The organism is Nocardiopsis tropica (genome assembly GCF_042660575.1).
GTDB classification, from domain to species: domain Bacteria; phylum Actinomycetota; class Actinomycetes; order Streptosporangiales; family Streptosporangiaceae; genus Nocardiopsis; species Nocardiopsis tropica.
Map to the genome: position 1 here is coordinate 337,179 of NZ_JBHSUF010000003.1, position 26,104 is coordinate 363,282.

The following is a 26,104-nucleotide window of genomic DNA, read 5'->3' on the forward strand; positions in this document are numbered from 1 at the left end:
GGCGCGGGCACACCGCCGTTCCGGTGCCCGATCCCGCGCGGAAGCCGTGCGGCCCGGATCCGCAGCGTGCCGTGCACGGGCACGCCCCCGCCCGCACGCCCGGCCCTAGAATGGCGCCCATGCCCGTCGACCGCACCGACCCCCGCCCCCTGCACGCCCAGGTCGCCGGCGTGCTGCGCGCCGAGATCCGCGACCGCTCGATCGCCCCCGGCGACACCCTGCCCAGCGAGGCGGCCCTGCGCGAGCGGTTCGGGGTCTCCCGCAGCGTGGTCCGGCAGGCGCTGGCCACCCTGGAGGACGAGGGCTCGGTCAGGAGGACCCGGGGCCGAGCCCCGGTCGCCGCGGTCCCCACCGAGCACCACCGGCTCGTCCAGCGCGTCACCGGGCTCTTCGACCAGTTCTCCTCCGAGGGGCTGAGCCTGTCCACGGCGGTGCTGTCGCTGGAGCCCTCCCTCTCCGGGGGCCCCGCCGCGGTCGGGCACCTGGGCACCCGGGACCTGCTCCGCCTGGAGCGCGTGCGCTCGGTCGGCGGCGACCCGCTGTCCTACGTGCGCACCTGGCTCCCCGCCGAGCGCTTCCCCGGCCTGGAGGCCGCGATGCTGCGCGACGCCTCCCTGCACCGCCTCATGGAGGAGCGGTTCGGGGCCGTGCCCACGAGCGGGCGCCGGCAGATCCGGGCCGTGCCCGCCGACCCGCGCATCGCCCTGGAGCTCGGGGTGGCGGCCGAGGCCCCGCTCCTGCTGCTGGAGGGCGGGACGTTCGACCGGGACGGCACCCCGCTGGAGTGGTTCGAGAGCTGGCACCGGTCGGACCGGGTGGTGTTCGACATCGAGGCCGAGGGCGCCTCGGAACAGGTGCGCATCGCCCCCGACCCCTCCCTGCTGGACCGGCCCGCCCCGGAGCGGCCCGCCGCCGAACCCGTCCCCGGGCCGGCGGACGCGGCCCCCGCGCCCGGCCTGGACCGCGCCGTCGAACTGGCCGACGAACTCCGGGCCGAGCTGGCACGCCTGCGCGACGGCCTCACCGGCGGTGACGCAGAGCAAGGCCCGGGCGCCGCCCGCTAGACCGGAACGCACGGAGAACCCTGCTACGGGCGAATTCCTGTCCGATAGTGGCCACAAAGAGTTACCGAAGCACTCCGTGCGGTACTTTTTTCTTGCGTCGGCACGAGCGGGACGGCAGTGAGGAAAACGCCCCGCCCCGCGGAACGCGCCGCCGCCCCCGTCGTCCGTCCCCGACACGGAGCCCCCCGGCGCGCGGCCGGGAGGCCCGCCCGACCGCACCCTCCGCGCACCGTCCCCGCACGACGAAGGCCTCCGCCGACAACCGTGCCGGAGGCCGTGAGAGGGAACGACATGCCCCACCCCCTGAAGCGCGCCGCCGCGTCCCTGGTCTTCGCGGCCGGGCTCACCGCGGCGACGGCCGGTGTCGCCGACGCGGCCATCAGCTACGTCGGCGGCGGTACCTGGTACCACGGCCTCACCACCGGAAGGGTGTACTCGAACTACTTCCACGCGACGCTCTGCCACGGGTCGACGGCGGTCGGCACGTACACCGTCACGTCCGCCGCGATGCTGCCCGGCAAGACGTCCGAGGCCTCCGCCCCGCGCGCCGTCAACCACAACGAGACCTACTGGAGGCACTGCGGGTAGCGCCTCCCGCAGCCACGGGGCCGCCCCTCCGCCGGGGCGCACGGCTCCCCGACCACGCGCAGGGACACGATGCCCAACCGCACCATCGCCTTCGCCCACACCGCGCTCCTGGTCTGCGCCGCGCTCATCGCCGCACTGCTGCTGGCCGCGTGGGAGGCGACGATCCCCACGGCACAGCACTCGGCGTCGGTGTGGATCGTCGAGGACGACGGCGCCTCCGACGGCGGCGAGGTCGCGCGGACCGTCGAACGCGTCGCGGCGGAGCAACGGATCTCCGTCGGCCTCGTCGTCCCGGACGTGCGCTCGCCCGAGTCGCTGTGGCACATGTACCTCGCGGTCGGGGACCCCGGCTCGGCCCAGGCCGACTGGCTCACCGACGGATACCCCTCCTTCGGCCGCACGATGGAACTGCGCGTGCACCCCGTGCGGGACATGGCCGACCGCAGCCCCCGCGGCAACTACCTCGTCTTCGGACCGCCGGAGAACGCGCGGGTGCTCGCCGACGCCCTCGCCGCGCACGGGCTGGGCGCGGACCCCGGCGCGGGCCAGGCCCGCCTGTGGCAGTCGTTCCTCGGCGGACCCCTCTTCCACGTCCTGGCCACGGCGCTGCTGGTGGGCACCACCTCGATCGGCGCGGGCGTCCTGCTCGACTCCCGGGACCACGGCGTCCGCCGCCTCCACGGGCACTCCTACGCCCGGATCCTCCTGGGCGACCTGGGCCGGGTCGCACGGCTGTGGGGCGTCGCCCTGCCCGCCGTGTGCGCCCTCACCCTGCTCCTCCTCGGCCTCTACAACGGGTGGAACCAGCTCGGCCTGTACTCCCTGACCGCCCTGGCCCTGCTCGGCGTCCTCACCGCCGCGGCCCTGGTGACGCACGCGGCGGCGCTGGGCCTGGTGCACGCCACCGGGGTCCTGCCGGCGCTCCGGGGGCGCCTGCCCGTCCGGAGCACCCGGGCCGCCGTCTACCTGGTGCGCGTGCCCGTCCTGCTCCTCCTGCTCGGCGTCCTGGCGAGCACGCTCCACCTCGCGCAGGCCGCGCGGGAGCAGCGCGCGGCGCTGGAGGCGTTCGAGCGCACCGGGGAGACCTCGCACGCCACACTCAACGGCAGCACGGCCTTCGACGACCCGGGGACCGCCGAGCGCCTCCTCGGCCCCTGGCTGCGCCGCGCCGACCTCGACGGGAAGCTCGTCGTCGCCGAGCGGCATCCCCCCGCGTCGCTCGTGCCGGTCGGCGCCCCACGCCCCGGCTTCGACCTGCTCGTGGTCAACGACACCTACCTCGCGCAGCAGGAGGTCCTGTCCCCCACCGGCGCACGCTACGGCGCCGCCCCCTCCGACGACCGGGTCAGGGTCCTGCTGCCGCCCGCGCACGCCGCCCACCGGGAGGCCGTCGAGGGCGAGATGCCCGACTGGTACGCCCTCCAGGCCGGGAGCACGGGAACCGCTGCCGACATCGAGGTCCTGCCGCTGGCCGGCGGCCAGCGGGTGTTCACCTACGGGTCGAGGGACCCGGGCGGGACCGACGCCTCCCCCTTCCTGCGGGACCCGGTGATCGTCGCCCTGCCCAACGGCTCCGCACTCTCCGACCGGACCTACCTCACCTACCTGACGCACGAGGCCCTGCTCTTCCCCGACCCGGACGTGGTGCTGGAGGCCCGCGCCGACCCGCGGGTGGCCGAGTACGTCAACACGGTCCAGCCGATCCTCGACAAGGCCAGGAGCGCCCACGCCGCCCAGGTCGCCGCGGTGCGCGTCGAACTGCTCGCGCTGGCCGCCGGCACCGCCGTCCTGCTGACGACCGGCGTCGCCGCGTGCGTCATCCACGTGCGCACGCACGCCCAGACCGTCTTCGCCCGGCACATCAGCGGGTGGGGGTTCCTCGCCGCACACCGCCGGTTCCTCGCCGTGGAGGCCGTGGTCGCGCTCGGCTTCACGGGCTGGGCCGCCTGGGACACCCTCGCCGCGCTGCGGGCCCTGGACGACCCCTTGCGGCCCCTGCCGCCGCAACCGGTGCCGACCAGCGGGCTGGAGCCCCTCTACGCCGCGGCCGTCACGGCGGCCGGGCTCGCCCTGACCCTCAGCGCCCTCGCCCTCTTCCACCGCCGCATCGTCCGCGAAGGTTCCTCGCGGGCCTGACACCACCGGGGAGCACCATGATCACCGCCGAGAACCTCGCCAAGGCCTTCGGGGACCGCGTCCTGTGGCAGGGCCTGGACCTGACCGTCGAGGCCGGGCAGACGGTCGCCCTCGTCGGGGCCAGCGGCTCGGGCAAGACCACCCTGCTCAACTGCCTGGGCCTGCTCGACAGGCCCAGCGGCGGCCGGATCCTCTGCGAGGGCGCCGACCTGACCCGCCTGGGGCCGGGAGGGCGGCGGCGCTTCCGGCGCGACAGGCTCGGCTACCTCTTCCAGGACTACGCGCTCATCGAGAACGCCACGGTCCGGGCCAACCTGGACGTGGCGCGGCGGCGCGGCGCCCGGGCCGGCCACGCCGCGGCGCTGGAGCGGGTCGGCCTGGCCGGGCGGGAGGGCGAGGTGGTGCACCGCCTGTCCGGCGGCGAGCGGCAGCGCGTCGCCCTGGCCCGCCTGCTCGTCAAGCGGCCGTCCCTGGTGCTGGCCGACGAGCCGACGGGGGCTCTGGACGCGGACAACGCGGCGATGGTGGTGGAGGTCCTGCGGCAACTGGGCCGCGAGGGGTGCGCGGTTGTGGTCGCCACCCACAACGACGGGGTGCGGGCGGCGTGCGACAGGGCCTTCGACGTGGGGACGGGGCGGGAGGCGGCGCCGGGCGGCCCCGCCTCTCCCCCGTGATCTTGTACTTATAGACGGTGTGGGCGCCCACACCGTCTATAAGTACAAGATCATCCAGGTCAGGGCCCCTCACGTCCCACCGGATACCGTTCCGGTCAGCCCACTATCGGAACCGGAGGGCGCCGCTCAGCCCTGGGCGACCGCCTGCGGAGCGGGGGGCGCGGAGGCCGCCCGGTCCGGCAGCGCGAGCGCGTAGGTCAGCAGGTCGACCCCGGGCACCGGGGTCCAGTCGCGTTCGGGGGTGCGGACGAACCCGTGGGCCCGGTAGCAGGTCGACCCCGGGCACCGGGGTCCAGTCGCGTTCGGGGGTGCGGACGAACCCGTGGGCCCGGTAGAGGGACTGCGCCGCGAGCATCGGGGGCTGCGTGGACAGGACCACCCGGGACGCCCCCCGCTCCGAGGCCAGGGCGACCACCGCGCGCACCAGGGCGCGGCCCACACCGCGGCCCTGGGCGTCGGGCACCACCGCGAACGCCCGTACCTCCGCCTCCTCGGGCCCGCGAGCGATCTCGCTGGACTCCGACCACGGGACGAGCAGGACGGTGCCCACGACCCGATCCCCCTCGACGGCCACGAGCACCTCGCCCCGGCCGTCGGACCCCAGCGCCCGGAGCGAGTCCGTGTAGGGGTCCCCCTCCTCCAGCAGCCCCAGGTCCCGGTAGGCCGCGACCCGCAGTTCCCCGACCGCCGCCATCTCCTCCGGCAGCGCCTCACGCACGTTCATGGGAGCAGTCAAGCAGAGGCCGGGGACAGTCCTTTGCCCGGCCCGGGTCCGGGCCGCCCGCCCGAAAGACCGCCCGGGTGTGTAGGGTGTCGCCGATCCACGACCACCGAAGGGGACGGTGACGATGAGCCTGGTCGCCATCAGTGACCTGCACGTCCGGCACGCCGACAACCGCGCCTTCACCGAGGCCCTGCGGCCCGCGTCCGACGACGACTGGCTCCTGGTCGCCGGCGACGTCGCCGAGACCTCGGACGACATCCTGTGGGCCATGGAGCTGCTGAGCGAGCGCTTCTCCACGGTGGTGTGGACCCCCGGCAACCACGAGCTGTGGACCTCCCCGCGCGACCCGGTCCAGCTGCGCGGCGAGGCCCGCTACCGGCACCTCGTCGAGGCGCTGCGCGGTCTGGGCGTGCACACCCCTGAGGACCCCTACCCGGTGTGGCCCGGCCTCGACGGGCCGGTCGTCGTCGCCCCGCTGTTCGTCCTGTACGACTACACCTTCCGCCCCGAGGGCGCCCGCACCAAGGAGGAGGCGCTCGCCGTCGCCCACGCCTCCGGGGTCGTGTGCACCGACGAGTACCTGCTGCACCCCGACCCCTACCCGAGCCGCGACGAGTGGTGCCGCGCCCGCCTGGACTACACGCGCAAGCGCCTCGACGCCCTCGACACCGAGACCCCCACCGTCCTGGTCAACCACTTCCCCCTGGTCCGCGAACCCACCCGCGTCCTGCACTACCCCGAGTTCGCCCAGTGGTGCGGCACCGAGGCCACCGCCGACTGGCACACGCGCTACCGCGCCCGCGCCGTCGTCTACGGCCACCTGCACATCCCGCGCACCATCGTCGTGGACGGCGTGCCCCACATCGAGGTCTCCCTCGGCTACCCGCGCGAGTGGGGGCCGCGCCCGAAGCCTCCGGAGGGGCCCCGGCCGGTCCTGCCCTGAGGCGGGGTGCGGGCACGGGCGCGGAGCGGGCGCCTTGACATGAACAAAAGTTGAGCTTCTAGGTTCGTCCCATGGACACCACGAGCACGACCCTCCCCGACCGCGCCACCGACGAGCGGCGCATCCACGACCTCGTCGCCCGAGCGGACCGGGCCCAGAACGACCCCGTCGCACTCCCGGCGCTGCACACCTCCGACGTCGTGATCGTCAACTTCGGCGGGCGGCGGCTCTTCGGCCTGGAGGCCTTCACCTCCGCCATGGCCGAAGCCCTCGCCACACCCCTCAAGGACGTCCGGACGGCCCTGCGGGTCGACGACATCCGCTTCGTCGCGCGCGACGTCGCCCACGTCAGCCTGACCAAGACCGTCTTCGACGGGCGCCCCGAGGCGGAGTCCTCCGCTCCCCGGGAAGGCGTCATGTCCTACCTCCTGGTCCGCGAGGGCGACGACTGGCGCATCTCCCTCGCCCAGACCACCCCGGTGGTCTGAGGGTTCGGTCGGGCGGGCGGCCCAGGTGCTGGAGGGCCTGGCCGGTGAACGGCGGACTACCGAAGGTCCGAACGGACCACTCCACTCCTGGCGGAGAGGCTCGCGGCGAACCACTCACCGCTCCCTTCAGGCCGAAGAACACACGGCCCTGACCGGTCAGTCCACTGTTACCCGCTTCTGGTCTGCGTCGAGATGAAATGCCGTCTCAGGCAGAAATTCCTATCATCGATCTCGGCAAGGGAACCACCCAGGAGTTCGAGGCCTCACGCCCGAGGCAGACAAACCGACAACCGAGACGAGTAGTCGTGGGGAGCAACCAGCCGGACCCGGCCCATGCCATGTCTCGCGGAGAGGCATGGGAAGACCTTGGCCTGGAAAGATCCGGATCGAGGCCGAAGTTCGACCGTCTGACAGACACAGCCGTACTCTACGTTCCGATACACAAGGAAGGAGTCGCGATCGGCTACCTCTGGGCCTCGGTGGACGGGAAGGCAGCAAATTTCCTGAGCCTTCAGTCAGCCGACACAGAAGCAAGGAATGAAAAAAGTGTGTGGGTACGCCGACTCCTCCAGGCAAAAAGGGATGGCCTGACATCCATCGAAGCCCTCGAGAGATGGCTTGGAAACCCCTCGGGCGAGCAAGGGGGAATAATACCTCCGGGCAGCCACCTCGAAAAAGCCAAAAACCTCCAGGAACTTCAGGACACAGCAAATTCACAATGAGAAGCGGACGCGCGAACGATTCAGCGAACCAACAGGAAAACCTTCATTTCCAAGCAATGAAGGATTGACTGAAAAAATCCTCGTTCGCCCACTCGAAGGACAACCAAGGCCACTGCCCCGGTCCCGAACAACAGACGCACCGTTCACACACACGACAAAGAGCCAGACGGCAACACTGAAACCCCCACCTGCCACTTTCCATGACATAGCAAGACTTGTCTCGAGGCGGGCGTACTGTCCACGCCGAACCGGAAGGAAAGCGTGGCTGGCCGAAACACGATGATCACCCGAGGAGAGAAAGAGGCCGTGTTATTTTCTAGGGGCGCACCATTCCCCCGTCCGGTGCGCGGAAGGGTTCGAAATGGCACGCCCCTGGGAAGCGGACCCCGGCGCCGACATGGTCCGCCGGCTGGGCAGGTCGCCGGAGGAGCTGGACACCACCAACCACGTCAAGGGGTGCCCAGACATCTGGGAACTCGACAACGGCGACATCGCGGTGATCGGCCGGGACCTGACACCGCTCTACGCCCACCGGCTCCCCGAAGGGGCGTTGATCTCCCCCGGCGAACGGCTCGTCGTCATCCCTCGCGCCACGCTGATCTCGGCGAAGGCCGACATACCCGATGCTTGACACCATCGCCGACCGGCCCGGAGACCGCCTCACCCTGGACGAGTACTCCGAGGACTTCGACGTCCGCTTCGGATCGCTCAGAGACACCGATGTCTGGAAGCTCGAGCGGCAGCAGGAGTTCGACCAGCCGGAGGAAAGGAGCTGGGTGGCGTTCGCCGACGGGAGAAGGGCCGAATCCCTCCGCATGTTGGAGGCGGAGCGCCCGCTTCTGCGCTCGGAGTTCGACCGTCTCGCCGGTCTGGGGTGCCGGATCCGCAGAGTGCGGGTCGTGGAGAAACCGCTCCCCCTCTACCTGCTCTGGGAACTGCACTCCCTCCGTATACGCGCCCAGTGCGGCGAGGACATCCGCGTCGTCTCCGCCGAACCGCTCACAGCCCTGGAGCGGGAAAGGCCGGTTCCGGAGATCGTGACCCTCGGCGACGCCGTGACCTACAGGATCCGCTACGACTCCCGGGGGATCCTCGACGGAGCCGTCAGGTACACCGACGCAGACGTCACCGCGCAGTGCCGTTCCGAGATCGCGGCCCTGCACGAGAACGCCGAGGCCCTGGAGGACTTCTTCGTCCGCGAGGTGGGTGGGACGGAAGCCGGCCGTGCCTGACGACAGACGCCGCCGCCCCGGAGACGGGCCACACGAGAGTTCCACCGACGGCGTCCGGTCGCGGATCTCCGACGTCTCCGGCCGCGCGGTCCAGGCACGGGACGTCGGGGGCGGGATCCACTTCCACGACCACGAGCCCGGACCCGCGCGTGCTCCGGTGCCCAGGCAGCTCCCCGCGGACGTGCGCGGGTTCGTCAACCGCGCGGGGGAACTGGAAGTGCTCAGCGCCCACCTGCACAGCACCGGCGGGGAAGCGGCCGGACGCGCGGAATCCGTGCTCCACGTCATCGCCGGCACGGCCGGGGTGGGCAAGACGGCCCTTGCACTGCACTGGGCGCACCGGGTACGACAGCACTTCCCCGACGGCCAGCTCTATGTCGACCTGCGTGGCTACGGGCCAGGGTCTCCGCTGTCCCCGGACCAGGTGCTGGACAGGTTCCTACGGGCGTTCGGTGTGTCGGCGGACTCCATACCCGCCGACCTCGACAGCCGGTCCGCCCTCCACCGCTCCCTCCTCGCGGACAAACGCGTCCTCGTCCTCCTCGACAACGCCTCGTCCACCGCGCAGGTCCGCCCGCTGCTTCCCGGCTCCCCCGGCTGCGTGGTCCTGGTCACCAGCAGGGACCGGCTCTCCGGCCTGGTCGCCAGGAACGGGGCTCGGCGCGTCACCGTTCACACCCTGGATCCCGCCGAGGCCGTGGCGCTCCTGGAACACGTGACCGGCCACCACCGGCAGAAGGACGACCCGCAGGAGGTGGCCGAGCTGGCACGGCTGTGCGGACAGCTCCCCCTCGCCCTGCGCATCGCCGCCGAGCGCGCGGCCAGCCGCCCGTACATGCCGTTGGACGACCTCATCCAGGACCTGCGCGACGAGTCCGCACTCTGGGACGCCCTGGCCACGGACGACGAGGAGGAGGCCGACGCCGTCCGGTCCGTCTTCGCCTGGTCCTACCGGGCGCTGCCCGAGGGCGCCGCACGGCTGTTCCGGCTGCTCGGCCTGCACCCCGGCCCGGACTTCGACGCGGGTGCGGCTGCGGTCCTGGCCGAACTGCCGGTGCGCCGGGCACAGCGCACCCTGGACGCCCTCGTCGGTGCGCATCTCCTGGAGCAAACCGACACCGACCGCTACCGCTTCCACGATCTGCTGCGCTCCTACGCCACCGACCAGGTGCGCCACGAGGAGGACCAGGACGTCCGGCAGCGGGCCGTGCAACGCCTCCTGGCCTGGTATCTGCGCGGCGCGGACACCGCCGCCAGGGCGCTGGATTCCCACTTGAGGCACATCGGACCGGCGGAGGAGGACGATGGCGTCCGCAGGTTCTCTGACGGTTCGGAGGCGGCGCGGTGGTTCGAGCTGGAGGGGAGGAACCTGACCGCCGCGGTGGAGGCGGCCGTCTCCGCGGGGATGGACGGCGTCGCCTGGCGGCTCGCTTCGGCCCTGAGGCACTTCTACACCTTCCACTCCTACGACTCCGTATGGCTCACGACCGCCCGCCTCGGCCTGGAAGCAGCACGAAGGGAGGGCGATGCGTCGGCGGAGGCGGACCTGGAGGAGAGCCTGGGCATGGCCTGCGTGCAGGCCAACCGGCCGACGGAGGGACTGGCCCATCACCGGCGCGCACTCGAGCTGCGGAAGGAGGAGGACGACGAGTTCGGAGTGGCCATGTCGCTGAACGCCATCGGTCTGGCCCGTCTTCGCGAGCACGTGCTCGGCGAGGCCCGCGAGCACTTCGAGCGCTCCCTCGGACTGGTGGTGGGTGCCGGTGAGCGCCTGTGGGAGGGGATCGTCCTCGGCAACCTGGCCCAGTGCGTCCTCGAACTGGGCGAACCCGAGGAGGCCGTGGTGCTGGGCGAACGAGCCATCGGTATCCACAGGGAGACCGGTGACCGCATGAGCGAGTTCGCCTGCCTGGCCTCCCTGAGCGCGGCTTGGCGGGTGCTGGGCAGGAACGACCGCGGCCTGTCCTGTGTGCGGCGGGCGCTGGAGATCGCCCGTGAACTCGGGGACGCCGTCCTCGAGGGGTTCGCGTACCTGGAGCTCGGCAGGATCCAGGCGCGTCTCGGACACACGGAGGACGCGCTGCTCTCCTTCCACGAGTCGGCAGGGCTGCACCGCTGGACGGCCGACCACGTGCGCGAGGCGGAGTCCTTCGAGGGCGCCGGAGAGGTCTATCGAAGCCTTGGGCGCCCCGGTGAGGCCGCGAGGTTCTACCGGCAGGCGGCCAACGGGTACCGCAGGTACCGGGATCGCTGGAGGCTCGCGGTCTGCCTGGACAGGCTTGCCTCGGCAGTGGCCGCCGACGGGGCCCCGGACGCGGCCCGCGGGTACTGGCGCGAGGCACTGACGGTTCTGGAGGACTTTCCCGATCCCAGGGCCCTACGTCTGCGGGAGGAGATCACCGACCGCTTCGGGGGTTCCGGCACGTCCTGACCGTGTCGGCGCCGTCCTTCCGGTCTCCGGAGGGACAGCGCACGCTGTTGTGCTGGCGTTTCCGTGGACTCCGGAGAGGTGCTCGGCCGTACCGGATCCCGGCAGCCGTGATGCCGTTCCGATTGGAGCCTGCGAAGTGCCGGGGTTCCTCGACGGGGCGCTCCTCCGCGCGACGGACGGCATAGGGTGCGGTCCCACCGGGAGAGCTGTTGCGACGGATTTCCGCCTCTCACCTGGGTAGGAGCCGGACACGACGCCTCCCGGACCGGCTCGCCGCCTCCCCGCCCCGCGGTCCCGGACCGCCGGAAGAAAGGACAGGTACCTCCATGCCTACCGCTCCACCCAGCCCCGCTCCGGGTCGCGTGCCGGCGGCCCTGTGCGGGACCCTTCTCGTGGCAGGGCTGTGCGCCTGCACACCCCAGGCCGCATCCGAACGGCCCGTCGACCGCGTCCTCCTCTCGCCCACAGCCGATCCCGGCACCTCCCAGACGATGACCTGGCACGCGTCCGGAGCGGAGGAGTCCTTCCTGGAGATCGGGCCCGACGACGGTTCGGAGGAGACCGTGCGGGTCGACGGCAGCCCGACCGGAGGCGACGAACCGGGCTCCACCTTCGCGGCCACGGCCACCGGCCTCGAACCGGACACCGCCTACCGCTACCGGATCGGCGCGATCGGTGCCGGTGAGGGCTCGGAGGAGGAGACCGGGGACTGGCGCACCTTCACCACCGCGGCGGAGGGAGCGGAGCCCTTCAGCTTCCTGTACTTCGGCGACATCCAGAACGACATCACCGAGGACGCGGCCCCCGTCGTCCGGGCCGGGCTGGAGGCGGTGCCCGACGCCGAGCTGGCCGTGCACTCCGGGGACCTCATCGACGACGCCGACAGCGCTTCCCAGTGGGACGAGTGGTTCGACGCCTTCGGGCAGGCGTCCGGGAGCATGAACCACGTGGCCACGCCGGGCAACCACGAGTACGACGACGGTCTGAGCCGGCACTGGGGCCCGCAGTTCCCCGGCGCCGGCAACGGCCCCGACCGGGGCACGGACCTGGCCGGAACCGCCTATCACACCGACTACCAGGGGGTGCGGTTCGTGGTGCTCAACTCCAACTACCGGGAGGCCGCCCCGGAGGACCCCGAGCGGTGGCTGGACACGCAGCGGGACTGGCTGGACCGGGTGCTGACCGACAACCCCCACCCGTGGACCGTGGTCACCTTCCACCACCCGGTCTTCTCCAGCGACCCCGAACGCGACAACGGGCCGCTGCGCGAGGCGTGGCTGCCGGTCCTGGAGGAGCACGACGTGGACCTGGTCCTGCAGGGCCACGACCACTCCTACACCCGGGGTGTCCTGGCCGAGGGCGAGGACGGCGGCTCCGGCGCTCACACCGGCCCGGTCTACGTGGTCTCGGTGACCGGACCCAAGACCTACGACGCCGGCGAGGACAACTGGACCGACAACGGCGCCCGGGTGCAGGTGCAGCGCGAGGACACCCAGACCTTCCAGCACGTCGCGGTGGACGGCGACACCCTGGAGTACCGGGCCCGCACCGCCGACGGCGCGACCGTGGACGCCTTCACCATCGTCAAGGACGGGGACGGCAAGCGCGTCACCGACGGTTCCTGAGCGGAGATGAGACCTTCTCCGCCCCAGGGGCACACACTCTTCGGACACACCCGTGCGCACCGCCCTGGCCGGGCGCCGCCCGGCTGAATCCGCTATAAGGCCATGAGCTCCCCGGCCACCACCTCGGGCTCCGCCAGGCACCGCCACTCCGGAACGCGTACGGTGCGCAGACCGGACACCGACGCGAACAGGGCCGCCCTGTCCAAGGTGCGTTGCAGCGTGCGCCCCGGTGCGGGCGTGGCGGTGGCGCCGGGCCTGGGGCGGTCGATCACCACGGCGATGTCCCCGTCCTTCCCTGGCACCAGCAGATCACAGGCATAACCCTCGACGCGGTGGCCGGCCCTGGGCGAGGACGCACTGTTGGTGAGGGCCTCGAACAGCAGGCCCGCAGCCTCGTCCAGGCCAGGAGCGGTTCCGCTCGCGGCCTCTGTCACCAGGTCGGACAGCAGTCCTCCCTGTTCGGCCCAGTACCCCCGGTCGCCCACGACGTAGAGGCGCGAGCGCGCCCGGGTGACCGCGACGTTCCACAGGTTCTGCTGCTGCAGCGCCCACCTCCCGCTGTGCCGGTTCACGCCCTCGGCCGCGGCGGGCGAGACCACGACCACGTCCCGCTCCCCGCCCTGGAAGCGGTGCGCCGTGCCCACCCTGATCCTCTCGGCTGCCTCTTCCCCCAGCTTCTTCTCGATCCAGCGGACCTGGGCGGTGAAGGGTGAGACCACGCCGATGGTCGCCTCCGGCGGGAGCGTCCGCCAGAGCCGGCGCAGCAGGGCGAGTACCTCCTCCGCCTCGTCCCGGTTGAGGCAGGAGCGCCCGCCCGGCCGCTCGCAGGCGCCCCGCACGTCGATCCACTGGACAGCCCGGTCGCCGGGGGCGGCCAGAGCGGTGGTGTCGGTGCGCACCGCGAGCCGGTCACCGTAGAAGCGCCGGTTCACCGGAGCGACGATGTCGGGGTGGCAGCGGTAGTGCTCGTCGAGCCAGAGCACCTCGCCTCCGCCCGCCACCAGTGCGGAGGCGGCAGCGTGGTAGGCGGAGGAGCCGGTGAAGGCCAGGGAGCGCTCCCCCATCTCGGCCTCGGGGAGCCCGTGGACCGCCTGGATCCTGCGGTCTTCCTGACCGGTCATGGGGTTGACCGGCTGGAGCTGGTGCGGGTCACCGATCACCAGTGCCCGCCGGGACCGGTACAGCAGCGGAACGAGATCGGCGACGGTGCACTGGCTGGCCTCGTCGACCACCACCAGGTCGAACAACTTCGGTTCCGGCGGGAAGACCCCGCGCACCGATCGGGACGTGGTGGCCCAGGCCGGCACGGTGCGCACCAGCTTTTTCATGCCCTTCCAGCCGTTCTGCCCCGAGGCGAGGTCGCGCAGCCTGCCCTCCACGACGGTGTGGCCCCTGCGCAGCGACTCGGCGACCCGGCCCAGCAGGAACTCCCTGCTCGCCTCGCGCCGCTCTTCTCGTAGGCCGTTGATCCGGGCTACCGCTGCCTCAGGACGCATCCCCTCCCCCACCCGCTCGCGCAGCTCCCGCCACTCCCCCTCCGTGGTGAGGAAGGCAAGGATCTCCGAGAGTTCCCCGTCCGTCCCCGCGATACGGAGCCCCCGCCTGGTCAGCAGGCGGTGCCACCAGCCGGTCCACCGGGACTCCAGCGCCGCCTCGGTGCGGCGGGTCCACCGGCGCAGTTCCCGGGGCCCGCCGAAGACGTCCGGACCGACCCCGCCGGGCAGGTCCCGCACCTGCCGGTTGCGCGTGCCCGCCAGCGCCGCAAGCATCCGCTCCGCTTCCTCCGCGACGGCCAGCTCGTGCTGGGCCGTCCCCACTCCGCGATGGTGGACCACGAGTCGGGCCTGCGCGGTGGCCGTGTCGGCGGGTTCCCATTCGGCGGCCAGGAGCCCGTTGAGGATCTCCGGCTCGGCGGCCCGGCGCTCCTGGTTCCCGGTGCGCACGACCAGGTCGGCACCGGGAGCGAGTCGGTTGACCCTCTCGACCACCTCGTCCACGGCCGTGTTGTTGGTGGAGGCCACCAGGACCGACTGCCCGGCCGCGACGGCGGTGGTGACCACGGACGTGATGAGTTCGCTCTTCCCCGTGCCTGGGGCGCCTGTGGCCACGGTCATGACCTGCCCCATGGCCGAGGCCAGGATCTCCTCCTGTGCGGCGTTGCTGCGACCGGTGACCACGGGCAGAGCGGTCCCGGAACCGCTGACCGCGTGGCGGAAATCGGACAGGGCCGCAAGCGCCGTACCCGCGAGGGCATCGACCCGGATCCCCTTGCCCCGGTGGTCGAGATCGCCGACGAGCTGTTTGACGGCCGCTCCCGCGGGGTCGCCGCGGTAGAGGACGGCGGCGTTCTGCGCTCCGCGCCGCGCACCGCGGCGCACGTCCAGCGAACTGCGCAGTTCACCGGCGACGAGGTCGTCCACACGGGCCAGCCGGAGCCGGTCGCAGACCGTGCGCGCCTTGTCTGCGAGGCCGGAGACCTCTCCCCCGTCCCAGTCGACCTCGAACCAGGTGACCAGTTCCTCGATGTCGCTCTCGTCCAGGCCGGCCGCGGAGATCAAGAGTTCGCGGTTCAGCTCCGGCTCGCCGACGGGCACCAGGTAGTGCCCGTCGGACTCCTCAGCCATCTCCACGTCCATCACGAACAGCGGGGCGAGCTTGGCCTTCCTGCCGCTGCCGCGGTCGGACCGCACGGGGTCGAAGAGCACCGCCGGGTAGCCGTAGCGCAGCGGACGGCCCTCCTTCACCGCTTCCCGCGCAAGGGTCTCGGCGCGGCCGGTCAGCCGCCACCGGCCCTCCGCCCGGCTGAGAAGGACCTCCGAGTCCATCTCACAGACGGCCGCGTCCCGGCCGCTGGCGTCGGGCAGCTGCTGCAGGACGCTCTGCCGGACCAGGCAGTCGCGCAGATAGTCCAGGTAGCCCGACCAGGTCCATTCGGCGGGCCGCTCACCACGGGCCCGCGGCTGTTCCGCGCCGGCCCCGCGCGCCTCGGCCCCCTCCGCACCCGCCGCGCCGACCCGGTCGGGCCTGCCGGAGGCCCCCGGCAGGTCGGCCGCGGTGGCCGATCCCGTGTGCCGGGCCAGAACCAGCGATCCGCGTACACCGAGGGAGGACACGGTGACACGCTGGCCGTCCACGTGGTCCACCTCGCGGTGCGCGTACTGGTAGAGGTCGACCGCGTCGATCCACCCGTCACCGTTGGCGTCCGCCGCGGCGCCTCCGAGACCCCGCACCACCGCCTCGCTGAAGGGCGAGGGCCGCACCCCCGACGCGTTGTCGCCCTCCCGGGCCAGTTCCAGGGCCCCCGAGGCGGCGATGACGTAGGTGCCCGCGCCATCGCTGAGCTGACGCTCCAGGTCGAGCGGTTCCGCCTCCTCACCGGCGGAGCGGGTGGCGAACCCGTCGGCGAAGGCACCGCCGTGGCAGCAGTCGAGCAGCAGCACCTTGCTCCGCATACGGGAGTCCTCCAGCAAGCGCTTGAGGACCTCGGCGGAGAGCGCGGTGGTCTCCAGCCTCTTGCGGCGGGTGTCCCGCAGGGCCAGGTGCAGCCGACCCCTCTTGTCCTTGACCCCGTGCCCGGAGAAGGAGATGAGCAGGAGGTCGTCGGGCTTGCCCTCCGACAGCGCCGCCTCCAGCACCTCCATCGCCTCGTCGCGCGTCGGGTCGAGGAGCGCCTCGACCCTGGTGTAGTGGCCGTTGTGCTTCAGGACCCGTTCGAGCGCCCGGACGTCCTCGTACGGCGAACGCAGGTCGTCGAGGTCCTCGTAGCGGTTGACGCCCAGGAGAATCGCGGTACGCCTCACGCGTCGCCCTTCCCGGATTCGACAGCGGGGGCGGACCCACCGTCGCGCAGGGCCTGGACGTAGCCCTCCACCTCGCCGGGCGCCACCCTCCCCTGCACGGTGACCTTGGCTCCCTCGACCTCCACCGTCACCGACCGCTGGCCGCTCTGTTCCAACCAGGTCCCGACGAGCGAGACGACCGCCGTGAGCACAGGTTTGAGCAACATCCCGGTGACCAGCACGGCGCCGGCCACGGCAGCGGGGTCCGCCGACCGGGTCCCGGAGACGGCCTCTCCCTCCAGCGGCCGGACCTCGTCGACGTCCAGGTCCTCGAGCAGGAGCACCAGGTCACGTGTGTGCCGGTCCGCCTCCTCCGCCGTGACGTCGTCCTCGAAGCCGACCCTGGCCACCAACGCACTCTGCCGCACCCGCACACGCTCCCGTCCCCCGGAGAGGACCGCTCGGTCACGGCCCGCTGCCACTCCGCCACGCACGTTCTACCAGCAGAGGCCCGGCCGTGACCGGGACTTCGGTCCCCTGGCCGCTTCCGGCCATCCGGAGCCGATCCGCGCGGCCGTCTTCCAGGGCCTTCGCACACGCACTTCCGCCACCGGATGCGGCAACCCCGCTCACCGGCACACGCCGGTGAATACCTGCTCCACAATGTCGGACATGAAGGCTTTTGTCGGAGTCACTGACAAGTCCTGGGCCGATTTCCTCGCCCAGCGCCCCCACCTGGAGGAGATCAACTTCTGGCGCCCCTCAGGGAAAAGTTTCAAAGCGCTCTCCCCCGGTGACCTGTTCCTGTTCAAGACCCACAAGCCGCACGACCGGATCGTGGGCGGCGCCCTCCTCAGCGGGTTCGCGCTCGTCCCCCTGTCAGAGGCCTGGGCGGCCTTCGGCGAAGGCAACGGCAGGAGCAGCCTGTCCGCGGTGCGCGAGGCGATCAACGTGTACCGAGCGAAGAACAAGATGCCGCCCATCCTCCCCGGGGAAGACCCGCTCATCGGCTGCATCATGCTGCGCGCCCCGGTGTTCCTGCCGAAGAACGAGACCTTCGGCCCTCCCCTGGACTGGTCCTACGGTCTCGTTCAGGGAAAGACCTACAAGGACATCACCAGCTCCGAGCACACCGACTACTTCGCCCCCATCGTCAACCGCGTTCTCGCGCGGAGCCCCGCGGAGACCCTCGTCGACGACGAGACCACCGTGACGACCACCTGGGAACACCACGGCCCCATGTTCGGCGAAGCCCGCCCCACCCGCCGTCGCATGGGTCAGGGAGCGTTCAAGCTGGCGTTGTTGGACGCCTATGAAGGCCAGTGCGCCATCTCCGGCCGACGCGTACGTCCGGTGCTGGAGGCCGCTCACATCCACCCGGTCTCCCAGGGAGGACTGCACCGGCTCGACAACGGGATGCTCCTGAGATCTGATGTGCACACCCTCTTCGACCTGGGGTACATCGGCATCAGTCCGAAGATGCAGGTGCGAGTGAGCCCCCGCCTGCACAAGGACTTTCCGGACACCGAGGAGTACGCGGAGCTGGCAGACAAGGCCGTCTTCCTTCCCAGGGAAAAGACGGACCGCCCCGCCCCTGACGCCCTTGCCTGGCACCTGGACAAGGTCTTCAAAGCAGCCTGATACTCAGAGTCCACCGCGACCTCCGCTCCCCTCGTCGATCGTGTGGACCACCGCGGCAGAACCACCGGCCGGCAGTCACCCCGTGAGAAGGAACGCCGTTGGTTCCGGCCGCTCTGGTCCGCACCTGTACAACCTCGGTCAGAGACCCGGAAGCACCTCGTGGTCGTGGCCGGACGGGTCTGCGGAGATGTATCCGCGGGTGCCCGGCCAGTGGCCGGTGCCCCGTACGGCGTTGGCGCGCGGTTCACCGACGCCCACGGCGACCCGTGGTGGTCACCGCTGGCCGAATGAGGTGCCTGCGCAGGAATTCGTCCACGGTCGCGAATCCGAAGGTGGTCCGCACCGCCCCGGCGTCGGGCTCGGCCGTACGGCGCCGCACGGCTCGGGCCGCCCCTTCCAGCTCCAGGCGGCCGTCGTCCATCACCGCCGCGGGCTGTCCGTCGAGACCGCCCGCCTCGTTGAGGAACCCGTGCTTGTAGCCGTCAAGGAGGTAGAGCTCGCTCGACGCGCCCGCAGCGGCCAGGGCCTCGTGCAGGAGTTCGCTCTGCCTGTACGAGACCAGGTCGTCGACGGTCCCGTGGGAGAGCTGGAACGGTGGTGCGTCGGCGTGGACCCACGTCAGAGGGCAGGCGTACCGCGCCGCGTCCACCAGCTCGGCCGGATCTCCGCCCAGCAGCCGACCCTCCGGAGAGGATGCGGCGTCCGTGTCCGGGCGCCCGGACTGGGCCTCGGTGACCACGACGGCCAGGTCCACGGGGGCGTAGGAGGCGACGACGGCCTGCACCGACGGGTCGCCGCCGGTGTCCTCCTCGTCGACCAGGGCAGCGATGTGACCGGTCAGGCCCGCCAGCGCGGCCAGATGGCCGCCGGCGGAGCCGCCCCATACCCCGATCGCCCGCGGGTCGAGTCCGAGTCTTTCCGCGTGCGTGCGCAGGAAGCGGATCGCGGCCCGCACGTCGTGCAGCTGGGCGGGGAAGGACGCCTGATCGGAGAGCCGGTAGTCGATGCTCGCGAAGGCGTATCCGCTGGCGCGCACCCTGCGTACGAGATCCGGTGCCTGGGTGCGGTCACCGGCGTACCAACCGCCCCCGTGCACCCAGAGCACGACCGGCACGGGACGTTCGGCGGAGGCCGACCGGTACAGGTCGAGCAGGAGGTCGCCGGTGTCGCGCCGCGCGAAGACGAATCCGGTGTCGACCGCGACCCGGCAGGAGGACGTCGAGGCGGTGTCGGGGGCAGAGTCCGCAGAAGGGGGCGTGGAAGCATGGCTCATACCGTCCATGGTGCTGTGTGCGAGGACCTGTGACACCACGGGCAGGGCACGACTTCCCGCCGAACCGTGATCGCCCTCGAAGGGGACCGCTGTCCTCAACCGCCCTGTCCTTAACGGTGAACAGGCAGGTTCACGGGGCCACGGACGTCGTCTCCCCCACTGTGGGCCCCGAGCCGGATACGGTTTTCTCCGGGGATGACCGGCGCTGAGCCGAACGGTCCCTCGAACTCCGCGACCGACGGTGCGGCCGCGTTCCCGGGGGGGTGTGAATCGGGGCCGTGCCGGAGGGCACCGGGAGCCCGGTTCAGTTCCGGTAGCAATAGGAGTTCAGCGCGGCGAAGACCCGTGGGTGGGGCACACCGGGCTCGTCGAGCACGACCCGCCCGAATGCGGCCAGGACGGGGTCGCGGCTCGAGGCCAGAATGACGGCCCCGGCCTCGACATCGTGGGAGATCAGCGCGGGATCAGTGTCGTCCGCTGTCAGGTTCTGGCTCTCCAAGCCCTGCTCGCACGTCTGCTCCCGACCCACCGTCGAGGACTCCACCTGCGCCAGCAGAGGGGGCTTGCGTTCTGCTGCGATGGGCGTGATCTCGTTGGGCAGGCTCTCGACCACGGCCGACCCGAGAACGGTCACCGTGGCCACGGCCGCCGCCAAGACTCCGATGACGTGCCGTCTCCTCCGGGGAGCGGCGATATCCGGCTCCTCGGAGGTCGGTCTGCGCCGTTCGATCGCCGAGCGCACCCGTGAACCCGCGGCGGCCCCTCCCCCACACAGCGCCAGGAGCACGGGGAGGCCCCACAGGAGGAACACCGGTTCGGCGTACCCGGTGAGCACGGCTCCTCCCACGGCAGCCGCGCACTCGGAGGGTGACCTGGTCGCCAGGCACAGCAAGCCCTCGAAAACAGTGCCGTAGACGAGCGGCTCCAACGCCAGCACGGTGAAGACGAGGACGGCGGCCACGCACGGCCCCGCGCCCCGCAGGCGCGGACCTCCGGACCAGGCTCCCAGCACGACGCTCACGGCCACGGCCGCCAGCCAGACAGGGAGCAGGAATACGAAGTGGAGCGCGTACCCGCCGTCGGCAGCCAAGACGACCCCCAAAGGAAGCAGGACACCGTACACGGCGGAGAGAGCGCATCCGGCGACGACCGGCACCAAGGGGTGCCGGGCGATCCCCCGGAGACGCGCCCTGCGCACCAGGCCGCCGAAAGCGAACAGCATCGCGCATCCCACCGCCACGTGGAAGCGCACGTCGGTGACGAGCGCGACCAGCGGAAGGACGACCGGTGCGAGCCCGCCTCCCTCGAACGCCATGGGGATGCCCGCGTGGAGGTAGACCCACACCCCGAATCCGCAGCCGAAGACGACCGCACCGCAGGCCATCCCGAGTAGGCACAGCATCCGCTCCCGGCCCTCGGCGGCCAGCCATGCCCTACCGCTCAGGGCCGCCCACCTCAGGAACAGCAGACACACGCACCACAGCACCAAGCCCGACACCAGAGCCGCCAGAGGGTTGCTCAGGAGCAGGTAGACCCACCAGGTCCCGGGTTGGGCGGGTGGCAGGTGAGCGATGAGCACTCCACCGGCCAGTGCCGCGGCCGGCCCCGCCCACCGGTGCCGGGCCTCCGGGGCTGCGCGGACCACGTTCCAGACCATCGCCGTCACCAGGGCCCCCACCGGCAGACCCAACACCACGCTGGTGGAGGAGATGCCTCCCAGCCCTCCGGCGGAGGCCATGAACGCCGCGATGCTCAGATGCAGGTGTGCAGCGCCCAGGACGATCCCGGCCGTGACCAGATCCGCGCCGCTGATCGAGGCGGTGAGCCGTCGCGGATCGTCCAGGATGTCCCCTCGGGCACGGTGTGAGGGGTGGTAGTCACGCAGCCCGCGCCACCTGCGCCGTATCAGTGAGCCTTCCCCCGACCATTGCGACTGGGCCAGCAGATGACGCAGGCTTGCACCGATGTGTCCGGCTCCCGCCGCACGAACGTCGGCGTAGTGCTCGCGTGAGCGCAGGACGCGGGCACGCGCCGTCTGCACCAGTACGAGCGTGGCGGCGGTGAGGAGCAGTCCCTGCACGGCGGCGCCGACCAGTGGGTACCCGCCGGAGGCACTGAAGAAGGTCTCGTAGAGGAAGGCGATCCCGTACAGCGCGAGGGGCCCCGTGTTGACAAGGACGAAGCCCCACCACGAGGACATCGTCAGGTAGGTGATGTCGACGTCCCGGTTGCGCAGATGAGCGGCCTCGTGCCGGATCACCGCCCGAGCACTCTGATCGAGTTCTCCGTCCTTGCGTGGGACCAGCAGGGAGCCGTCAACGGCCATGCGGTACCGTCCGAACGCTCCGAACACGCGTGCGCCGCCCGCGGTCCCCGGAGTGACGAGGATCCTGACGCGTTGACGGGTATTTCCCAGAGCGGCCTCCACCTCTCGCAAAACCGCCCGGGCTCCGCTCTCATCCGGGAGTTCGCCGGGGCGCAGTCGCTTCTCCAGCCGTCGGGGATAGAGCGCGTAGACCAGGACGGTCAGGGCGGCCCACAGCAGTCCGGGGATGACCATCCACAGGGCCGCTGCGCGATCCGCGGCCGCTATACAGTCGGCGTACCCCTCGAAGAGCACCTGGTCGGAGAGTCGGCCGGCGTCAGTGCGTGCCTGCTCGGCACAGACCGCCGCAGCCTCGGTGCCGGTGGGGTCGACACCGAGGACCGGCACGGTCGGCAGGTAGAAGAACCCGATGTACATGGAGCCCACGGCGGCGAGCAGGATGATCAGGAAGAACCGAATACTCGTCGCGCTGGGAAGCAGGAACGGGTCGAACGCCCGGGACGGAGGAGGATCGGTTTCCCGCTCCTCAGCCAGAGGAATCTGCACAGGCACCGTCGTCAGGCCGTTCCGGGGAGGTGAGTTCGGCGATGATGGCCTGCGCCAGGAGTTCGGCCTGCTGCGGTGGCAGGCCCGCTTTCCGGACGTGGTCGTTGACAGAAGCGATGACCGCGGGAACCTGCTCCGGGGAGGGGGCGCGCGCGACGGTGCCGGGTTCGACCTTCGGGCGCCTGCGCACCCGCAGGAGCTGCCCTATTCGCTGCCAACCGCGCTTCCACCACGGTCGGGCCGCGTCGGTGAGCGACTCGACCGCCAGGTCGTGGAGCACGGTGAGCACGATACCGGTGACCACGCCAACGACGATCTCACCGAACCCGAGGGGATTGTCCTCGGACCGGTTGGCCCTGCCGCGTACGAAGTACTCGTCACGGACGCGCGGGTAGGCGTCGATCTCGTCCGGAGCGACACGAGCGACCACGGACCTGGCCACGTCGTCAATGGTGGTGGATCGCCCCGTGGGGGCGGGAATCTCGGGCACCGAGCGTGTCCTCTCCGCCTCGAATGTGGAATCGGATGCTCAGGCTACGCCGCGAACACCGGCTGTATCCGGAAAACTCCCTTCTGTGGCACGATCCGGCCACACGATCACGCCGCACAGCAGGCGTTCAAGTCCGGCTCGGGGCACGCTCCTGTACTCGACGGACCCTGAGACGCAGGAGTTCCTGTCCGGGTTGACGTCAAAGGCGAACTGAGCAGATTCCGGGGCGTCTCCGGGGTCGTCGGCGGTTCGCTCGTGAGCCGTCCCGCCGACGTCCCCGGAGCGCACTCGTGTCCGGTGGCTTCCCGAGCCGGTCCGGAGCGGCTACCAGCCAGCTGCCGGTGCCAGTTCGCGCAGTCCCGGCCGTGCCGCGTCGAGCACCGTCGTGAACCACACGGAGAACGGGTCCGCGCCCACGAGCTTCGCCAGCTCCTCCGGGTCGGCGAAGGCGGTCTCGGCGATCTCGTCGGGGTCGGGGCTCAGAACGCCGTCCACCAGGCCCACGAACAGGTGGTTGAACTCCTGCTCGACCAGCCCGGAGTCCGGGTCCGGGTGGTGGTAGCGCACGGTGCCGGCCTCGCGCATCAGCGCGGGCGCCACGCCCAGCTCCTCGCCGACGCGGCGGGCCGCAGCCGCGAACGGCGGCTCGCCGGGGTAGGGGTGGCCGCAGCAGGTATTCGACCACACACCGGGCGAGTGGTACTTGCCCAGGGCGCGGCGCTGGAGGAGGAGGCGGCCGTGCTCGTCGAGGAGGAAGACGGAGAAGGCGCGGTGGAGCCGTCCGGGGGCCAGGTGCGCGGAGAGCTTCTCGGCCGTGCCGATGGTCGTCCCCGCCTCGTCGACCAGTTCGAGCATGATCCGGCCGTCGGGGCGGTCTCCGGGCGGGACGGTGGCGGCGGTTCCGGGGCGGCCGGCGGCGGGGTGCGTGCTCATGTGGATCCTTCGGTCGGGCGGACGGGAAGGGGTGACGGGCCCGCGTCGCGGGCCCGTCGTCCCCGTCCGCGGTTGCGGTGCCCGGGCTGTGGGCTACGGGGGGTCTGGAAGATCGGTACGGGCGCTCGGTGCGAGACCGGCGAGCGCCCGCGCGCCGGGCCTGGGGTCAGACCTTGTCGGCGGCGATGAGCAGGTAGTGGAAGCTGCCCTCCTTGTAGGCGGTCAGGAACGGGTCCTCCACGCCGGTGGCGACCGAGGACTGGGCGCGCAGCTCCCAGTAGGGGATCGTGTCGGCGGTGAGGTCGACGACGCTGATGGGGACGAGGTTGTTGGCCGCCATCGCCTTGAAGTAGGCGCTGCGGGGGTGCACGTTGCACGTGTAGTGCTCGTCGATGCGGCTGACCGCCTTGGAACGCCCGCCGGTCACGTCGTTGTAGCATCCGGTGATGGTGACGTAGCGGCCGCCGTACCGGAGCAGGCGGGCGTGCTCGCTGAAGAGCTCGTAGAGGTCGACGTACATGGTCGACTCGTTGTTCCAGCTGGCGCGCATGGACCCCGTCTCGAAGCCGGTGTCCAGCATGTTGCGGAAGTGGAAGCGGACCTTGTCGTCCACGCCCCGGTCGCGCGCCTGCTCGTTGGAGAAGTCGACCTGCTGCTGGGAGATCGAGACGCCGTCCACGTAGCAGCCGAACCGCTGGTTGGCCATGAAGCTGGTACCGCCCCGGCCGGAGCCGGTGTCCTGGATGCGGTCCTCGGGCCTGATGTCGCCGAGGTGGTCGATGAGCACCTGGGCCTGGGCGGACTCCAGGCGGTGCAGTTCCTCGATGATGCGCGCCTCGCGGGTCTCCTCCGGCCCCTGCAGGACGGAGGGGTCGTAGTCGCCGATCCCGTAGTGGTGGTGGAAGAAGCCGTCGACCTCGCCCAGGCGGATGTTGACGGGGTCCTTCTCCGCGTTCCAGTACGCGGCGACGGACTTCTGGTAGTCGGTGCGCAGCACGTTGTCCGAGGAGGGCATGGTGGTGGTCATCGCGTGTACTCCTTGTGGTGGTTTCCGGAGGCGGCCCGGGCAGGGCCCGGGCCGCGGTGGTGACGTGCAGGGGGCCGTGATCCCCCTCAGGCGGTGCCCGTCCCGTGGTAGCGGGCGGTGCGGGCGTGCCATTCGCGGCTGCCGCCGCACCAGGCCCACACGCCTGCCAGGAACCGGCGCAGCTCGGGTGAGCCGGTGAGGGCGAGGGCGGAGGCCTCCGCCTCGTAGGTGTGCATCAGCTCGTCGTGGAGCACGACGGTGCGCTCGATCGCCTCGCGCTCGGAGCACCCGTCCTCGGTGGCGATCAGCCGGGGGACGCTGAAGTCGGAGGGGTCCTCCTTGCCCATCGAGTACAGGTCGTTCACGATCACGGTTGCCGATCCGGCCATGGTGAACAGGCGACGCACCCTGGGGTCGGAGAACTCCTCCGCTGGGAGCTCGTAGCCGGCGACCGTGTCGATGAGCGCCATGCAGGGCACGAAACTGTTCTCGTGCCGGTGCATGAGGAACTCCCAGACCGGCGGCCGCTGCCCCGTCGCCGCCCAGACGCCCTCCTGGTTGTAGGCCACGAACATGATGGCCAGCTCGTGGCGGAGCCTGCGCACCTGGGTTGACGAGCCGTAGCGGGCGAGGTTCTTCAGGCTGGAGCGCAGGGCGACCATCACCGGGTCGCTCTGGACGACCTCCTCCAGCTGGGGCGCGTAGCTCAGCGGGAGGTGGGCCTGGTCGATCACCGAGTGGGCGATGGCCAGGCGCTGCCCGAGCAACTCGGGCTGCGCCTCCTCGACCTCGCCGTCGACGTAGTGGTCGTCCACGGACCACTCCGCCAGGGCGCACTTGGCCGCCGCCAGCAGGCGGTCGGGGTCGTCCGTCTCGGGGTGGGCGAGCATGATGAGGCGTCCGAACCCGGCCGACCGGACACGGTCGAGCTGGCCGGGGTAGACCCCCACCTCCTCGGCCCACTCGACGAGCCGGTCGTCGACCTCGTCGCCCAGGGCGGGGTCGTCGCGGAGGGCCGGCGGGCAGTACAGCACGGGCACGGCGGACGCGCTGTCCGCCGGCGGGCGTCGGGACTCCGCCGGGCGGGCGGTGTCCGGAGACGGCCCGCCCCCGTGGGAGCCGAAGCTCCCGGCGCCGGGCGGCGTCGCGGGGATCCGCGGGGCGGTCCGCGCTCCGACGCCGGTACGGCCCGGAGCCGGGGCCCCGAGGGGGACCGCGGCGCGCTGCCGGGCGGGCGGCGCCGGGAGCCGGATCGTGGCCGCCGAGACGCCGAGCCCCGTGGGCCCGCCGGGGAGGCGCGGAGCGGCAGGACCCTCCGGTGCGGCCGCCTGCGGTACCGGTACCGCAGGGGACGCCAGCAGGTCCGGTCTTCCGGGTCGGTTGGAGTCGCGGAGCAGGGCCTCCACCAGGTCCGCCGCCTTGTGGGTGGCGGTGGAGGCGGACATCCGGGCCATCAGTGACA

Annotated in this window: 21 protein-coding genes; 12 read left to right on the top strand and 9 right to left on the bottom strand. The window is 71.6% G+C overall.

Features of this window, described 5'->3' with window-relative positions; genetic code table 11:
- Window positions 1–110: 110 nt before the first annotated feature.
- The 4 genes from ACFQBR_RS07100 (at window position 111) to ACFQBR_RS07115 (ending at window position 4,462) form a co-directional block, all read left to right on the top strand.
- A complete protein-coding gene (locus ACFQBR_RS07100) occupies window positions 111–1,064 on the top strand; it encodes a GntR family transcriptional regulator (protein WP_344177747.1) in 954 nt (317 codons plus the stop codon).
- A 291-nt stretch (window positions 1,065–1,355) separates the two neighbouring features.
- Window positions 1,356–1,652, top strand: coding sequence for a lactococcin 972 family bacteriocin (locus ACFQBR_RS07105; RefSeq protein WP_267949375.1), 297 nt, complete (start codon window positions 1,356–1,358; stop codon window positions 1,650–1,652).
- Window positions 1,653–1,721: 69 nt separating this feature from the next.
- Window positions 1,722–3,788 (top strand): hypothetical protein, encoded by a 2,067-nt coding sequence (locus ACFQBR_RS07110; RefSeq protein WP_344177750.1) that lies wholly within the window; start codon window positions 1,722–1,724, stop codon window positions 3,786–3,788.
- Window positions 3,789–3,805: 17 nt separating this feature from the next.
- Entirely contained in the window at window positions 3,806–4,462 is a 657-nt protein-coding gene (locus tag ACFQBR_RS07115; RefSeq protein ID WP_344177752.1) for an ABC transporter ATP-binding protein, read from the top strand.
- Window positions 4,463–4,565: 103 nt separating this feature from the next.
- Here ACFQBR_RS07115 and ACFQBR_RS07120 read toward each other — a convergent pair whose 3' ends face one another.
- Window positions 4,566–5,186: a GNAT family N-acetyltransferase gene (locus ACFQBR_RS07120; protein ID WP_378552491.1), complete on the bottom strand. Its 621-nt coding sequence runs from the start codon at window positions 5,184–5,186 to the stop codon at window positions 4,566–4,568.
- Between the two features lie 124 nt (window positions 5,187–5,310).
- On the opposite strand from ACFQBR_RS07120, the gene ACFQBR_RS07125 reads away from it, so the two are divergent.
- The 7 genes from ACFQBR_RS07125 (at window position 5,311) to ACFQBR_RS07155 (ending at window position 12,627) form a co-directional block, all read left to right on the top strand.
- Window positions 5,311–6,129: a metallophosphoesterase family protein gene (locus tag ACFQBR_RS07125; RefSeq protein ID WP_344177758.1), complete on the top strand. Its 819-nt coding sequence runs from the start codon at window positions 5,311–5,313 to the stop codon at window positions 6,127–6,129.
- Between the two features lie 71 nt (window positions 6,130–6,200).
- Window positions 6,201–6,617 carry an SgcJ/EcaC family oxidoreductase gene (locus tag ACFQBR_RS07130; protein ID WP_344177760.1) on the top strand — a complete coding sequence of 139 codons (417 nt, stop codon included), beginning with the start codon at window positions 6,201–6,203 and terminating at the stop codon, window positions 6,615–6,617.
- 305 nt (window positions 6,618–6,922) lie between these two features.
- A complete protein-coding gene (locus tag ACFQBR_RS07135; protein WP_344177762.1) occupies window positions 6,923–7,339 on the top strand; it encodes a hypothetical protein in 417 nt (138 codons plus the stop codon).
- A gap of 361 nt (window positions 7,340–7,700) precedes the next feature.
- A complete protein-coding gene (locus ACFQBR_RS07140; protein ID WP_330156336.1) occupies window positions 7,701–7,970 on the top strand; it encodes a hypothetical protein in 270 nt (89 codons plus the stop codon).
- A complete protein-coding gene (locus ACFQBR_RS07145; RefSeq protein WP_344177763.1) occupies window positions 7,963–8,571 on the top strand; it encodes a DUF6879 family protein in 609 nt (202 codons plus the stop codon). Before ACFQBR_RS07140 ends, ACFQBR_RS07145 begins: the two co-directional genes overlap by 8 nt.
- 64 nt (window positions 8,572–8,635) lie before the next feature.
- Entirely contained in the window at window positions 8,636–11,002 is a 2,367-nt protein-coding gene (locus ACFQBR_RS07150; protein WP_344177923.1) for an ATP-binding protein, read from the top strand.
- A gap of 326 nt (window positions 11,003–11,328) precedes the next feature.
- A complete protein-coding gene (locus ACFQBR_RS07155; RefSeq protein WP_344177765.1) occupies window positions 11,329–12,627 on the top strand; it encodes a purple acid phosphatase family protein in 1,299 nt (432 codons plus the stop codon).
- Window positions 12,628–12,719: 92 nt separating this feature from the next.
- On the opposite strand, the gene ACFQBR_RS07160 is transcribed toward ACFQBR_RS07155, so the two are convergent.
- The gene (locus ACFQBR_RS07160; protein WP_344177767.1) at window positions 12,720–16,427 is read right to left on the bottom strand and encodes a caspase, EACC1-associated type; all 3,708 of its coding nucleotides are present in this window, start codon (window positions 16,425–16,427) and stop codon (window positions 12,720–12,722) included.
- Complete coding sequence (locus ACFQBR_RS07165; RefSeq protein ID WP_378552497.1) at window positions 16,424–16,816, bottom strand: hypothetical protein; 393 nt, start codon at window positions 16,814–16,816, stop codon at window positions 16,424–16,426. The genes ACFQBR_RS07160 and ACFQBR_RS07165 overlap by 4 nt, the downstream gene beginning before the upstream one ends.
- A gap of 262 nt (window positions 16,817–17,078) precedes the next feature.
- Between ACFQBR_RS07165 and ACFQBR_RS07170 the strand changes: the two genes are divergently transcribed.
- Entirely contained in the window at window positions 17,079–18,047 is a 969-nt protein-coding gene (locus ACFQBR_RS07170) for an HNH endonuclease (protein ID WP_344177771.1), read from the top strand.
- Between the two features lie 244 nt (window positions 18,048–18,291).
- Here ACFQBR_RS07170 and ACFQBR_RS07175 read toward each other — a convergent pair whose 3' ends face one another.
- The 6 genes from ACFQBR_RS07175 to ACFQBR_RS07200 form a co-directional block, all read right to left on the bottom strand.
- Window positions 18,292–19,320 carry an alpha/beta hydrolase gene (locus tag ACFQBR_RS07175; RefSeq protein WP_344177773.1) on the bottom strand — a complete coding sequence of 343 codons (1,029 nt, stop codon included), beginning with the start codon at window positions 19,318–19,320 and terminating at the stop codon, window positions 18,292–18,294.
- 304 nt (window positions 19,321–19,624) lie between these two features.
- Complete coding sequence (locus ACFQBR_RS07180; protein ID WP_344177776.1) at window positions 19,625–22,192, bottom strand: hypothetical protein; 2,568 nt, start codon at window positions 22,190–22,192, stop codon at window positions 19,625–19,627.
- Complete coding sequence (locus ACFQBR_RS07185) at window positions 22,173–22,682, bottom strand: hypothetical protein (protein ID WP_267949361.1); 510 nt, start codon at window positions 22,680–22,682, stop codon at window positions 22,173–22,175. Before ACFQBR_RS07185 ends, ACFQBR_RS07180 begins: the two co-directional genes overlap by 20 nt.
- A gap of 324 nt (window positions 22,683–23,006) precedes the next feature.
- Window positions 23,007–23,615 carry an isopentenyl-diphosphate Delta-isomerase gene (idi, locus tag ACFQBR_RS07190; protein ID WP_344177779.1) on the bottom strand — a complete coding sequence of 203 codons (609 nt, stop codon included), beginning with the start codon at window positions 23,613–23,615 and terminating at the stop codon, window positions 23,007–23,009.
- 166 nt (window positions 23,616–23,781) lie between these two features.
- Entirely contained in the window at window positions 23,782–24,642 is an 861-nt protein-coding gene (locus tag ACFQBR_RS07195) for a geranyl diphosphate 2-C-methyltransferase (protein ID WP_267949360.1), read from the bottom strand.
- Between the two features lie 86 nt (window positions 24,643–24,728).
- Window positions 24,729–26,096, bottom strand: coding sequence for a family 2 encapsulin nanocompartment cargo protein terpene cyclase (locus ACFQBR_RS07200; RefSeq protein WP_417629310.1), 1,368 nt, complete (start codon window positions 26,094–26,096; stop codon window positions 24,729–24,731).
- Window positions 26,097–26,104: the final 8 nt, after the last annotated feature.